Annotated in this window: 12 protein-coding genes and 1 pseudogene; 10 read left to right on the top strand and 3 right to left on the bottom strand. The window is 50.7% G+C overall.

The annotated features are described in order from the left end of the window. Window positions 1–775 precede the first annotated feature (775 nt). Genes ACKQAD_RS07965 through ACKQAD_RS07955 form a run of 3 tightly spaced genes read left to right on the top strand, consistent with a single transcriptional unit; the run spans window position 776 to window position 3,239 of the window. The gene (locus ACKQAD_RS07965; protein ID WP_409159663.1) at window positions 776–1,189 is read left to right on the top strand and encodes a GNAT family N-acetyltransferase; all 414 of its coding nucleotides are present in this window, start codon (window positions 776–778) and stop codon (window positions 1,187–1,189) included. Window positions 1,190–1,218: 29 nt separating this feature from the next. Beyond that, window positions 1,219–1,908 carry a helix-turn-helix transcriptional regulator gene (locus tag ACKQAD_RS07960; protein ID WP_409159662.1) on the top strand — a complete coding sequence of 230 codons (690 nt, stop codon included), beginning with the start codon at window positions 1,219–1,221 and terminating at the stop codon, window positions 1,906–1,908. Between the two features lie 14 nt (window positions 1,909–1,922). Further along, window positions 1,923–3,239, top strand: a complete 1,317-nt coding sequence (locus tag ACKQAD_RS07955; protein ID WP_409159661.1) for a cytosine permease — start codon at window positions 1,923–1,925, stop codon at window positions 3,237–3,239. Between the two features lie 641 nt (window positions 3,240–3,880). Here ACKQAD_RS07955 and azuC read toward each other — a convergent pair. Continuing rightward, complete coding sequence (azuC, locus tag ACKQAD_RS07950; RefSeq protein ID WP_014914323.1) at window positions 3,881–3,958, bottom strand: stress response protein AzuC; 78 nt, start codon at window positions 3,956–3,958, stop codon at window positions 3,881–3,883. Between the two features lie 392 nt (window positions 3,959–4,350). On the opposite strand from azuC, the gene ACKQAD_RS07945 reads away from it, so the two are divergent. The 7 genes from ACKQAD_RS07945 to ACKQAD_RS07915 all read left to right on the top strand — a co-directional run bounded on the left by ACKQAD_RS07945 (window position 4,351) and on the right by ACKQAD_RS07915 (window position 12,816). Beyond that, on the top strand, window positions 4,351–5,562 hold the full coding sequence (locus tag ACKQAD_RS07945; RefSeq protein ID WP_409159660.1) for a multidrug efflux MFS transporter: 1,212 nt from the start codon (window positions 4,351–4,353) through the stop codon (window positions 5,560–5,562). Window positions 5,563–5,856: 294 nt separating this feature from the next. After that, entirely contained in the window at window positions 5,857–6,258 is a 402-nt protein-coding gene (locus ACKQAD_RS07940; protein ID WP_409159659.1) for an ExbD/TolR family protein, read from the top strand. Window position 6,259: 1 nt separating this feature from the next. Further along, window positions 6,260–6,994 (top strand): energy transducer TonB, encoded by a 735-nt coding sequence (locus ACKQAD_RS07935; RefSeq protein ID WP_409159658.1) that lies wholly within the window; start codon window positions 6,260–6,262, stop codon window positions 6,992–6,994. A 90-nt stretch (window positions 6,995–7,084) separates the two neighbouring features. Then, a complete protein-coding gene (locus ACKQAD_RS07930; protein WP_409159656.1) occupies window positions 7,085–9,325 on the top strand; it encodes a TonB-dependent receptor family protein in 2,241 nt (746 codons plus the stop codon). A gap of 85 nt (window positions 9,326–9,410) precedes the next feature. Then, the gene (locus ACKQAD_RS07925; RefSeq protein ID WP_409159655.1) at window positions 9,411–10,088 is read left to right on the top strand and encodes a MotA/TolQ/ExbB proton channel family protein; all 678 of its coding nucleotides are present in this window, start codon (window positions 9,411–9,413) and stop codon (window positions 10,086–10,088) included. Further along, window positions 10,081–11,436 (top strand): phospholipase D-like domain-containing protein, encoded by a 1,356-nt coding sequence (locus tag ACKQAD_RS07920; protein WP_409159654.1) that lies wholly within the window; start codon window positions 10,081–10,083, stop codon window positions 11,434–11,436. Before ACKQAD_RS07925 ends, ACKQAD_RS07920 begins: the two co-directional genes overlap by 8 nt. Window positions 11,437–11,454: 18 nt before the next feature. Beyond that, window positions 11,455–12,816 carry an esterase-like activity of phytase family protein gene (locus tag ACKQAD_RS07915; protein ID WP_409159653.1) on the top strand — a complete coding sequence of 454 codons (1,362 nt, stop codon included), beginning with the start codon at window positions 11,455–11,457 and terminating at the stop codon, window positions 12,814–12,816. Window positions 12,817–12,875: 59 nt separating this feature from the next. Here the strand turns inward: ACKQAD_RS07915 and ACKQAD_RS07910 are convergent. After that, window positions 12,876–13,022 (bottom strand): annotated as a pseudogene (locus ACKQAD_RS07910) (GntR family transcriptional regulator); the annotation flags it as partial. A 203-nt stretch (window positions 13,023–13,225) separates the two neighbouring features. After that, entirely contained in the window at window positions 13,226–14,125 is a 900-nt protein-coding gene (locus ACKQAD_RS07905) for a LysR family transcriptional regulator (protein ID WP_409159652.1), read from the bottom strand. Window positions 14,126–14,246 lie beyond the last annotated feature (121 nt).

Below are 14,246 nucleotides of genomic sequence, written 5' to 3'. Positions count from 1 at the left end.
GCGAGATGCTGAGGCGTTTCTTGTCAACATTTGCACACAAAAGTAAATGATAACTATACTCATTATTATTTTTATTTCAATTTAATGGTTAATTCATTTAAAATACAAACAGATAGAAAAGAATAAATCGCCATACTGCAAAACAAGGCATGTTACAAAAAACACATCCAGGGCATTTACAGCAGCCCCCCAGTCGCACGGGAAAAGCTCCAGGCCGGGCAGTCGCAGCTCACAGCATAAGGCTTTAACGACATGCAACCCGCTCTCCGGCAAACGTGAAGGGCAAACATGGCGTACGACGAGTGCTTCCCCTAACAACGTGATGAGATGCCGTCACCATTCCATGAAAAACAGTAACAATGTCGCCTTTTTATATAGGTGCAACATACGTTGGCGGAGGTGATGAACGGGAGAAAAATGGAACGCCAGCGAAACAATGATGCATTTCGCTGGCATAAACCGGGCGAAGCGGTAAGTTAATCAAGGAGAAAAATAGAGAGTAAACTGCTCATAAAAAACATATTTTCGACAAAACAGACATTTTCATTATAAATTATCTGGTACTTTCCCTGGTGAGGCTAATACGTACTGACTTTCTGATTTTTACCAGCATACAATCAACAAATATCAGATTATGTTTCTTATCATAGAGCGATACAGCAACCTAAGAACGGGTGAAATCCACTCTTGTCTAAATATGTTCGATATGATAAAGAGAAACATTCATACATATTAGAAGTATAATTTAGCGCGCTAATAATGAGGTTTTACTGTAATGAATCTACATATTACTAACACACCAGATTCAGATGAAGAAGAATTTGTAATAGCAAGTCTATGGAAACACAATGAGCAGTATGATGCTGTTGATATTTCTCCTCTCTTTTTAAATTTCAAAGACGATGAGAATAATATTATCGCAGGGTTAATCTCCAGGACCTGGTGGGGAGCATTAGAAGTTCAATATCTTTGGGTAAGCGAGAAACATCGTAAAAGCGGTCTTGGCCGTCAACTCATGCAGGCGGCTGAAAAAGAAGCATTAAATCGTGGTTGCCATCTGGCTTACGTAGATACATTCGAGTTCCAGGCCAAAGGGTTCTACGAAAAACTGGGATACAAAGAATACGGAAACCTGCCGGGATATGCGCACAAACATACTCGACATTACTTAGCTAAATTGATCCGTTGAATTAATTCTGGCCTATTAGGGAGGGCAGGATGCCATCATCACAAAAAAACATGACTGATTATATTCGTAATCTGATTATTATGATGGAGTGTTTAAATGAACCTTGGGGTATTAAAGACTTATCATCACGCCATGTTTACATGAACAAAGCCGCTTACCTTTATACCAGTACACCAACGCGTTTTGATATTGAGGGACGACTAGATGATGAATTTCCTGCCAGTTGGGCAGAACTCTCTGACGATTTAAAAAAGCATGACAGGTTGACAGAAAATAGTGAGCAGAGAGTCACTGTCATCGAAACACACTATTGGTATGGGAAGAAAACACTGACACCCTTCGTTAGCGAAAAGATCCCCATCTTTGATGAAAATAAGCGTTGCATTGGGACGATGTGGAATGCCATTCCTCTGGATACGCGCTCTCCGCTCATCTATATAGACCAAAAGAAACCGACCACGCTACAAACAGAATTAACAACCAGTATTTTCACTCAATCAGAACTGGATATTATATTTCTGCTATTGCAGCGTTTATCAAATAAAGAAATTGCCAGAAAGATGAACGTATCACCGAAAACAATAGAGAACAGAATATATAATATGTATCAAAAAGCAGAAGCACATTCTTTACCTCAATTTGAGGAATTTTGTCGCCATCTTGGAATCGATGGTTATATTCCTAACTCTCTCATAGAGAAAGGCATTCAATTTATATAAGAGAACATATTGATATGGAAAAAATAGATGATTATCCCGTCAGCCGCGTCCCGCTGAGTGTTCGGTTGCCTTTTTTAAATGTGGCATTAGTCCACATCGGCATGTTAACCGCGCTAGATCAGTTTATGTTAGGTGCGGTGCTCGGCCATTCCATGACGCTAAGCCAGGCATTTGTCGCCATCTTTATTGGCAGCGCCATTTTTGGCGTGGTGACGGTGGGTCTGGGCTACGCGGGGATGAAAGAAGGCATGTCGGGCAGCCTGCTCGCACGCTGGTGTGGCTTTGGCCGCATTGGTTCCGTCCTGATTGGCCTGGTTATCGCCGTTAGCCTCATCGGCTGGTTCGGTGTCCAGAACGCCGTATTCGCCAAAGCGCTCAATTTTGCGATGGCGGATAAACTCAGCTTTGGCTGGTCTGCCTCCCTATCGGGTATTGCGCTGACGCTGCTGGTTGCCTTTGGTTTCAGGGCACTACGTTTCACAGCCAAAATCGCCGTACCGATGTTTGTTATCGTCGTCGGCTATATCTCAATCATGACGCTCTCCGGCCACAATATTGCCGAGCTGATCGCTTCTGCGCCTAACGGTGCGGCAATTTCCATTAGCGCCGGTGCGACAATGGTCGTAGGCGGCTGCATCGTCGCCAGTTTAATTACCCCAGATATGACGCGCTATTCCCAAACAGGAAAACACGTTTTCTGGATGACGATGTTGTCGATTATCGTCGGGGAATTCATTGTGAATGGCCTCGCCATCATTATTGCCCGCGCGCTCAATACCGCAGACGTTGTAACAATCATGTCTCAGGCTGCTGGTGGTATCGGGCTGATTGCCGTTATATTTTCGACACTGAGAGTAAACGATATCAACCTTTACTCTTCCTCATTGGGAATCGCCAATGCTATAGAAGGCGTCACGGGGAAAAAATTACGCTATGTCTCGATCACGCTGGTGATTGGCCTCATCGGCACAGCGCTTTCCGTCGCCGGTATTTTGGATCGCTTTATCGATTTCCTGACATTATTAGGCGTGCTATTCCCCCCCATTATCGGCGTGATGCTGGTTGACTATTATATTTTACGCACTCACAGGGCGCTGCTCGATGCCAGCCGTGCCGAAGGCCAATTACCTGACAGCGCACAAACACCTCTGATTGGTTGGCCTGCTATTATTGCCAGCATTGTCGGTGCCATCGTTGGATTAGCCTTCGAGTGGGGCATACCGGCATTTAATTCGTTACTGGCAGCCAGTTTGCTTTATTGGCTAATAAAGTATTACACCAATAGCCATGTGTATTTTAGGAAACTCGAACATAACCAAAACGTAAAATGAAACAGGTAACAAGACAAAATTAATCTATATCGGCCTCTTCTTACAGAGGCCGATATATTTTTTACTTAAGAAAAATAGATCCTAAATAATTCTAATTACATGCAGGCGGCGACGCAGTGAATCCACAGAGCTTACATCAGTAAGTGACTGAGGTGAGAGAGAAAAGCCAACGTACAGATAACTTGAAATATGACGGATATAGGCCATGATGGCCTTGGTATGGGCCTTATCTATCAACGGAAATATCCTTCCGTAAAATAATAAAACTGTGATGGTTTCGATCGTGGTCGTTTTTATCGTTCAACCTACGGCAGCTAAAGTGTAATACAGCCCAACCAGAATAACACTGGCCGTCTGCTGAGAACCACGACGCTTGAGCCAGGTGTTGGTGCCAGTACCAATCTCCTCCACTTCTCTGTCCCGTTCGATCAGGCTTCGCAGCAGGTGCGGCTACAACAGCGTCCGGCGGTTCCCAGACAGTGGCGCGATGCAAATCACCGTCAAATTCCGTGGCATAGTACAGAGCAGATCAGCCATTACCCGCTTCCCTGGGCTAAAAAACGATCCGGCAACCATGCCGATCCCATAAAAAAGCAGGCCACCATTATAATAGCGGCCTGCTTCATGCATAGCACAGATTCTTAGAACAGTGCGCCGGGCGGAACGTCTTTATAAGTATTCAGGTAAGCCGCCAACATTTTTTTAAAGAAATTACGCACTTTTTTCACCTTGTTTTACCTAGCTCGTTATTCTGATGACGCGATGGAGTTGCTCTTGCCTTACTTGGCAGTGGACTGCCTTATGGTGGTGAATTGTACAACTCCTGTTGTTCAAAAGCTAATTTTTTGTGACATCTATCACACAATTAAATTCACCGCGGCTTTCACTCAGTTCACCTTCTCCCCATGCTGATTTTCTTTTGTTGCGAATCACTACCCTCAGTGACCACTACGCCGCTGGCTATGCTATGCTCATGATGAAAGGCGAAATTTTAGTCACTGCCCGTTATTAATTGAGCACCATTCACTGTCGGTTAGCACACTTTTTTTTGCGCGCAGTCACCACGGTTTCGCCATTGGTTATTCGCTGATGAAGGCCTATTCCGCCCCCCATGGAAATCTGGAAACTTAACCTCTTCTCTGCCTGGCTGGGATGCTTTTTCACCGGGCTGGCGATGAGCCAGATATTACCCTTTCTGCCGCTGTACATTGAGCAGCTTGGCGTTCACTCGCACGAATCGCGGAGCCTGTGGTCCGGCTTAATTTTCAGTTCGTCTTTTCTCGTCTCTGCCGCCGTTGCGCCACTGTGGGGAAGCCTCGCCGACCGTAAAGGCCGCAAACTTATGCTGCTGCGCGCCGCGCTTAGCATGGCGATCGTGATGTCGTTACAAGGGCTAGCGACCAACGTGTGGCACCTGTTCATCCTGCGCACGCTTATGGGGCTGACCTCCGGGTATATTCCCAATGCGATGGCGCTAATCGCGTCGCAGGTTCCGCGTGAAAAAAGCGGCTGGGCATTGGGTATGCTATCGACCGGGCAGATCGTCGGAGTCATTCTCGGCCCCTTATTCGGCGGCTTTATGGCCGATTATATCGGGCTACGTATCGTCTTTTTCATCACCGGCGGTATGCTGTTTACCAGCTTCCTGATTACGCTTTTCGCGATTAAAGAGAGCATGGTTAAGGTCACCAAAGAGAACCGGCTCAGCGGGAAAGCCGTCTTTGCTTCTCTGCCGTACCCGGCACTCATTATCTGTCTGTTTATTACGACGATGATGATCCAGATGGCGAACGGTTCCATCAGCCCCATCCTCACCCTGTTCATCCGCGATCTGACGCCCGGCACGGACAACATTGCTTTTATCAGTGGCGTGATTGCCGCTATCCCCGGCGTGTCTGCCCTGCTATCCGCACCGCGCCTGGGTCGTTTAGGTGACCGGATAGGCGCTCATCGCGTCCTGATCGCCGCACTGGCGCTCAGCGTGCTGCTGTTTCTGGTCATGGCGACAGTAAAAAGCCCCACGCAGCTCGGTATCCTCCGCTTTATGCTGGGTTTTGCCGATGGCGCACTGATGCCAACCGTGCAGGCGCTGTTGGTCAAATACAGCAGCCAGCAGGTGACAGGCCGTATCTTCGGCTATAACCAGTCATTCATGTATCTGGGCAATGTACTGGGGCCGCTGGTCGGTTCCGGTGTGTCCGCCATGATGGGATTCCGCTGGGTGTTCGTCATCACCGCCTTTCTGGTGCTGTGCAACACGCTACAGCTCTTTTTCGCTTTCAGGAAACTTCCCACCTTCAGGAAACCACCGGGAAAAGCATAACTATCAGGCCCGCGGCTCCCCGCTGGCCATACATTTTTCGCCGTTATCCCCCCACCACCTGTGTCTCTCCCTTTTTTGGCTATTCCCCTTTGGTTGTTAGAAAATGATACATAAACATCAAAAAAACTTATTTTTGGCAAAAAATCACCATCAATTCGCATAAATATGAAAAATTAATCACATAAATGTAAAAAAACTTAAACAAACCCTACCTATATTGGCTGCTTTGTTTCGGCGCCACGCGGATTGCCCTGTTCAGACATTCAGACATTCGCGCCTGTAGGGAAGTGAGTAATGAGAAACTGGAACGAACCCAAGAAGCAAAAAGCCCACATCGATTTAGTTCCGATGATCGATGTGATGATGTTCCTGCTGGTCTTTTTTGTGCTGATCAGCATGAACGTTATTCCTGCGCTGGGCCTGAAAACCCAGCTCCCGGCCGCTGGCAGCGCGCAGCAACTCAAGCCGCAGAAAAAAGCGATCATCACGCTTGGTGCACAGGATCATCTGGAGCTGGACGGACAGCCGATGACGCTAAGCGATCTTGTTACGACGCTGCAACAGCAGCAAGACCAGCAAACCACCATCATTATCAACAGCGATAAAAGCGTCGAGGTTGAGCGACTGGTGACCGTCATGGATACCCTGCGTCAGGGTGGGTTCTCGTCCATTTCTATCGCTACCCGGAAATCGTGACATGTATCTGCTCTATCGCTCACGCCACGCCATCAGTTGGTTGCCGTTGCCGGTCTTTGCTACCTGTCTGTTCTTCGCCAGCCAACAGCCGCCGCTGAAAGTTCAGCAGCAATACGACGAAACGGTCATGGCGCTCACACTGGCTGAACCGGAACCGATTCCCCAGCCCGAGCCGCGCCCTGAGCCGGAACCCGAACCGATGCCAGAACCCGAGCCGATTCCGGTTAATGTGCCCGATCCAATCATAGAGGCACCGCCGGTTACGCCTCCGAAACCCGAAGTGAAGCCGAAACCCAAACCAGAGGTGAAGCCCAAAGCGGAAACCAAACCTAAACCGACACCCGCTCTGGCTAAACCGACTGCGCCACGCCCGGAAGCTCCGGTCAAGCGTCCGGCACCGGCTGCGCCTTCCGCGCCACCGGTGAATGTCGCCACACTGGAAACTAGCTATGCGCAGGCGCTGCGTGCGCAGCTTGAGCAAACTAAACGCTACCCGACTGGACGTCAGGCGTCACTCGAACGCCCCGAAGGTCGCGTTGAAGTCTGGCTGGAAGTCGATCGCACAGGACGCGTTATCGATTCAGGAATCAGTAGCAAAGCACGCAGCATGCTGCTGAACCGAGCGGCACAAGCCAGCTTGCAAAGCATCAAACAGGTTCGGGCCTTCCCTGCCGATGCCTTTGCAGGGCAAAGCACAAAACGCTTTTTAGCCACGTTCGATTATCAGGCGCAGTAGCGTTTCGCACCTGAACAAGAAAGTGAATCAGCAAAAATAACGTCAACAATATGTTGGCAAATAACCTAATGATAATACTAGGATTATTAAATGAAATCGTTCAAACTTTCTGGGGTATGTTTGTCCGTCGTCGGCGCATTACTGGCGGGCGCCGCGCTGGCGGAGGACGCAACAGATGTCGGCACCATTAACGTACAAGGGCAACCGCTTGGCGCAGGATTAATGGTTCAGGAAGACAGCGCCAAATCGCGCTCGACCGTGACAAAAGACGCGCTGGATAAGATGCCCGCCGCAGGCAACGCCATTGATAAACTGAAATACACCGCCGGCCTGAACGTCAGTAGTAACGATGCCAGCGGCTTAAGCGGCGTCAGCTATACCATGCGAGGCATGAGTGCGGATCAGGTCGGTCTGTCATCAGATGGCATTCCCGTCAATGACTCCGGCGACTACGCGGTGTACCCGAACGGGATGGGCGACCCAGAAAACCTGGAGCAGATCTTTGTCACTCAAGGCTCGTCAGAAATGGACGGCCCGCACATCGGTGCCAGCGGCGGCAACATCGGGCTGGTTTCCCACCGTCCGGCAAAAGAGTTTGGCGGATTCGTTAAGCAAACATTCGGCAGCAACAACCTCAGCAAGACGTTCGCACGTCTGGAAACCGGTAAACACAACGGCTTCAGCAGTTGGCTCTCCTATTCGTATACCGATTCCGACAAATGGCGTGGCGCAGGGTATTCCCGTGCCGATAAAGTTGAGTGGAACGGCCTGTATGAACATGAAAACGGCCACAGTAGCAGCCTGATTGTGAAATACAATCAGCAAGATACCATCAACTACTCGACGCTGAGCAAGCGGCAGTTCGAGCAGAATGGGCGCAAGATGGATTACGCCACGACGCCGGTTTACAACAACCGTGGACAAATTTCCCAATACTACAAACTCAACCGCAATAACTTTGAAACGCTGAATGTCACATTCACCCAGAAATTACAGCTACGCGATAATCTGGCGCTGACGTTACAGCCCTACTATTTCTCGACGAACGGCGGCAGCTTTGGCAGCGGAAACGCCAGCGTGTTATCCGCCACGTCGGACCGCGCAGGTAACTACGATCTCAGCAACCTGACCTCCAACACCTATTATCGCCCGTCGTGGACGGAAACCTGGCGACCGGGCATCACGACCAAGCTGAAGTGGGATATTAGCGACGAACATAGTCTGGATATCGGTTACTGGTTCGAGCGTGCCCGTCAGCGTCAAACGCAGCCGTTCATTCCGATTAAGAGTGACGGCACCCCAGCTAACATCTCTGGCAAACCCGGCGATGCGGATCAGATCACCGACGCTAACGGGAACGTGGTTCAAGGCCGTAACCAGTTTACCGTCACGCCAGCCCATAAAATCTGGGTTCAGGACACCTGGTTCTTCTCACCGGAATGGACGTTCACTGGTGCTCTGGCCTATCAGCACGTCGAACGTGATGGCACTAACTTCGGCAGCTTATATAGCGTCGCAGAGAAAAAGAACAAGAAATACCATGAGTTCCTGCCTAGCTTTAACGCAGCCTACCGCATCAATACCGAAAATCAGGTGTTCTATAACATCACGCGCAACATGCGTACCCCGCCCAACTACGTCTTGTACAACGTTGGCGACTCTATCAATACCAAACCGGAGCTGAGCTGGAATCAGGAACTCGGCTGGCGCTTCCAGGATGAAGACATGCTGCTGAGCGCCTCACTGTTCTTTATCCGCTTTACCAACCGTCAGATCTCCAGCCGTAACGCTGATGGCGATTACGAAATGATCAACGCCGGGAAGATGGAAAATAAAGGATTGGAACTGGAGTGGAGCGGTAAACTGCCACATAACTTCAACTACTTCGCCGCCTATACCTATACCGACACTGAGCAGAAAAACAATCTCGCCACCGGCGGTAGCCAGCTCCCCACCGCGGGCAAGCAGGTCGCCAACGCGCCGAAAAATATGCTCAACCTTGGACTGGGCTATGACGATGGCCTCTACTACGCCGGCGTAAATAGCCGCTATGTCGGTTCGTTCTACGGCGACATGACCAATGACGAGAAGATCGGTGGGCGTACCGTTTTCGATCTCAGTGCCGGTGTCTATCTGCCAGTGGATAAAAAGATCGTGAAAAGCGCCACCTTACGCGTTGGCGTCAGCAACCTGTTCGACAAAGCGTATCTCGACTCCGCGCGCTCAGTGAGCTTCAACTCACGATCGTATAACGGCGTATCGGCAGGCACACCATTTTACAACGTCGGGGAAGAACGTACCTTCAGTGCCTCACTGGAAGCCACGTTCTAATCCGTTAACGTAATACGCCAGCGCGCTTTCCCGCGCTGGCGCTAATCACAAGCAACACCCCACAAGGCAACAGAAGGATCAGGCCATGAACGCCGATATGCTGCACGAGATTATTTTCTACATCATGTACGCCTCACTGGTTATCGCCCTGATGATCATCATCGAACGCAGTCTCTATTTTTCCTATACGCGTAGGCAGGCCAAACGTCTGGAGCGCGCCCTGACGGCGGAAATCCGCCACATTCACGATCTGCCGGATGCTCTGACCCAGCGCCCCAGCCTGCCCATAGCAGTCGTTACGCCCGTGCTGGCGCAGTCACATCAGGCAGAAAACCGTGATGCGCTTAACGACCTGATCGACACACAATATCTACAAAGTAAGCCGCAGTTGTCGCGCGGACTATGGGTTCTGGAGACGGTTGTCACCGCGGCACCGTTATTGGGGCTGCTCGGCACTATCATGGGGATCATCGAAACCTTCAAAGCGCTGTCCGCGGCGGGAATCTCCGACCCGAGCCAAGTTTCTGCTGGAATGGGAACGGCGCTGTACGCCACAGGGCTGGGCATCGCCATCGCGTTGGTTTGCCTGCTAGGGAACAATTTCCTGCAAAGCCGCATGGAACACATCAATGAAATGCTGAAAGTCCTGCTGATTCGCGCCGGAATGCCGCATACTCGCCAACAGAAAGCGGGCCCTGCGGTAAACGCCATGACAGACAGTGCCATGACAGAAAAAGCGATGGCGGAGAAGCGCTATGCTTAAGCGTGGTGGTTTCATCAATCCGGGGCAACGCTGGAAGCATTGCATCAACAGGCTGCTGACAGGAGGCGTATTGTTTATTGTAAGTGCGTCAGCCCATGCCGACGCCAGCGCTAGTGGCTATCGCATTCCCGGCTATGAATTAGTCTATGACGCCCCGGTTGAAACCACGCTGATCGCCCCTGATTTACGACCCAGCGATGCGGTGTGGATATCGCTGTTTGATAACGCCCGGCACACCATAGAATTGGGCCAATTCTATGTCGCGAATCAGGCTGGAACACGCTTTGATAACGTCTTGCAGCATCTGCGTGCCGCCGGAGAGCGCGGCGTGCGAATCCGACTGCTGCTCGAGGAAAAAGGGCTAAAAATCTCTACTCAGGACACATTGGAACAACTCAAAGCGATTCCGAATCTGGAGCTGCGCGTGATCCCCTTTGAACGCCTGAGCGGCGGTATCGTTCATGCCAAATACCTGCTGGTTGATGGTAAACAGGCCTACATGGGCAGCCAGAATCTTGACTGGCGGGCGCTGGAACACATTCACGAAACGGGGTTATTGATCGACGATCCGCACGTAGTGAAGCAAATTAGCGCAATTTTCGAACAAGACTGGCAGGCACAAGCGCGGCTGGCTCGCGATGAAACTGTGCCGCCGCTGCCCGCGGCAACGCAACCTATTGACCGTTCGGGCAACTATCTGGTTGCCAGCCCCAAAGCGTTCAACCCTGCTGGCGTAATAGATTCCGAAGAAGAGCTTCCCCGCTTGCTGGCTGAAGCGCAGCAACAGGTGCGCATTCAGGTGATGGATTACGTTCCACTCTCCTACGGCCCGGATAAAACGCGCCCGTATTACGCGGTTATCGATAACGCGATTCGCGCTGCCGCCGCACGTGGCATCCAGATCGAGCTGATGGTGTCCGAATGGAGCACCAAAATGCCGAATATCGCCTACCTGAAAAGCCTGGCAGTGCTGCCCAACATCCAAATCAAAACGGTGTCGATACCGCAAGCCAGCAGCGGCTTCATCCCGTTTGCCCGCGTGATCCACAGTAAGATCATGACCATCGACGGCCAAAAAGCCTGGATTGGCACCAGCAACTGGAGCGGTGGCTATCTGGATAACTCGCGCAATCTGGAGATGGTGATTCAGAACCCGGCGATGGCACAGCGGGTAGACAGGCTCTATACACAACTGTGGAACAGCGCCTATGCACATCCTCTGCGCATTGATTATGACTACCCACAGCCCGATCCGAGTGGCATGAAAGAAAAAGAGAAAGAGCAGGAAAACACCGCGTCATCCACGACAGATGGCGCGGCCAACACATCGTTGTCATCACCAAAATAACATTTGATGGGGAATAACATGAAACACACGTTGTTAGCACTGCTGGTTGCCGGATTTTTGCCGTTCAGCGTTCAGGCCGCAGGAGAAAATGTGACGCGCTATGTCGTCACCTTCCCGGCCAGCGAACGTGTCGCCTATCAGGGCAAATTCGCCCAGAACTTCCCCAATGGTCTGCCTGTTGGCATTGGTTCCGGCCTCTATTTCACCGGTAAACAAGGTGACGACCTGATATTCACCACGGTCACCGATCGCGGCCCGAATGCCGATGCACCGCTGGTCGGCGAGAAAGAGGCCAAGATCTTCGCCAGCCCTGACTACGCGCCGTTGATGATGGATATTCGGGTTAGCGCAAAAGCCGCCGAGGCGATCAACCCTCGAGCGCTGCACGATGCCGAGGGCAATATCACCGGCCTGCCGCTGCCTGCGGACGTTATCGGCACGACCAACGAAGTGGCGCTGAACGACGCGTTGCAACCGCTCAGCACCAGCCAGCGCGGACTGGACACCGAAGGAATCACCCCGGATGGCAACGGGGGTTTCTGGCTGTGTGACGAATATGGTCCGTTCCTGATTCACGTTGATGCTAGTGGGAAGATCCTGCAAAAATTCGGCCCGACGCCTGCGGGTAATGAGCACTCGGTTGCCAGCAGCTTACCGAATATTATCAAGTGGCGTCAGCCTAATCGAGGTTTTGAAGGGCTGACACGCCTGCCGGACGGCACGATTGTCATGGCCGTGCAAAGTACGCTGGATATCGACGGCAAAAGCAAAAACAAAGCGCAATTTACGCGTTTGGTGATGTTTAACCCAGAAACCAAAACCAGTCGTATGGTGGGCTACCCCATCAACATCGACAGCTATAAGAAAGCGAAGGATGCCAAGATCGGCGATATCATGGCGCTGGATAATCAACACATTCTGCTGGTTGAACAGGGAGCGGATAAAGATAAACAGATGCAGAACCGCATCTATCTGGTCGATCTCAGCAAAGCGAGCGACCTGACGCCGTTCGATACCGACGGCAAATCGCCGGAATTTGACGATCTCGCCCAGTTGGAAAAACGCGGCATTACGCTGGCGCACAAACAGGAGTTGGTTGATCTGCGTAAGCTCGGCTGGCAGCAGGAGAAAGTGGAAGGTCTGGCGCTGGTCGATAAGCAAACGCTGGCCGTTATTAACGACAACGACTTTGGCCTGCAATCCGTGCTGCAATCGCCGGTGAAAGCCAAAGACAAAGCGGACGACTATCAGGTGACTGCAGATGGCAAACTCACGCGGGATGGCAAGGCGGTTGACACAACATTGGCAATCAAACCGTTACAGAAGCCAGAGGCCGACAACGAATTGTGGGTCATTCATCTGGCACAACCGCTGAAGTAGAATTGATAGCATCACGTTTCCCACGTCAGCGGACAGTTGGCAGTCTGCGTCAAAAGCTAATGGAAACTGTCATCAAGACTGAGAAACTCACGTATCTGATCATTCTGCGCAGTCAGTTCCAGACAGCGTATGTGTGAGCAGTTGTTCATCCCTCATCATTTCTACCGCCCGTGCATAATGGCGCATTCCAGCGCCTGACAGATAAATGGGCATCCGCCACGCGCGTCATGCTGAGAATGGGAAGCACAGAGCAAGGCATCATCGGCATGTGCTTCCCCCAGTGGGGTTATGATTCACAACATATCTGATGCCGTCACGCGGCGGCTGTCGGCCAGACAGTACATTAGTGAGGAAGGAATACGGAACAGGTTCTCGTTGCGATTTGCGTCTGTTGAACAGAGAAAGCGCCCTACCGAGCGGATTCGCTGTAGTCTTGCAAAAAATCCAGAAATAGCCGCACCATGGGAATGTTCACGCTGCGCTTCAGATAGCTAATCGCGAAGGTTCTCTTCAGTTGCTCTTCCAGCGGAATAACCGCGACGTCGTAAGCGATCAGGCTTTTGGCGACAGACGAACAGAGGAAGACCACGCCGGACAGATTGACCACCAGATCCATAATGATGTCCATATTGCTGCATTCGCGGAAGTTGCTGGGCTTAATGCCCTGTCGGGTGAAGGATTCGGAAACGGCGGCATACTCCCCCGTCCCTTTTTGCGGCGCGATCAGCTTTTCTTTTACCAGTTGCGACAAGTTTAGCGTCTTATTGCCCGCAAGTGGATGCGACGTCGCCATCACAGCTACAATGTCATCGATCTGGCAAATGGTGTGATGAAACAACGTATCGTTCAGGTATTCATCAAAAGGCGTTGAGAAAGACAGGTGGATCTCGCCATTGCGTACCCTTTCCAGTAAATCGGTGCTGACACCGTCAATGAAAGAGATATCGATATTAGAATAGGCTCTCTGAAACAGGTTAAACACATTGTAGTACGCCAGACGATTGAAAATCGGGATTACGCCAACCAGCAACGCGCCATCCGTGCTTTCCTCATAGCTGCTGACGAACTGCTCCAGCTCATAATATTCCTTAATCATGCCCTGAATTTTGTCAGCAAATACCTTCCCGAATGGCGTCAGAGAAAACTGTCGCGTGGTTCGGTTAATCAGCTTCCTTTCCGTTTCAAACTCCAGCCGTGCGATTTCCTGTGACAAAAACGCCTGAGAGATATTCAGCGCTTTCGCCGCTTTCGTGAAACTCCCTACCCGGATGAGCTCCTGATAATAAATCACACGTTTTATACTGAGCATTGTTTTATATTACGCATCAATGGATGCTCCCCATAACCACCCATAATAACAATTATAGGGATTTGTAAACAATCAATTGTGATTAGATGCACATTTAATTAATGAGAAGTAGCATTAATAG

The organism is Pectobacterium artocarpous, from assembly GCF_046159765.1.
Lineage (GTDB): Bacteria > Pseudomonadota > Gammaproteobacteria > Enterobacterales > Enterobacteriaceae > Pectobacterium.
The sequence above is the reverse complement of the archived record's forward strand: the minus strand, read 5'-3'. Positions and strand labels throughout refer to the sequence as shown.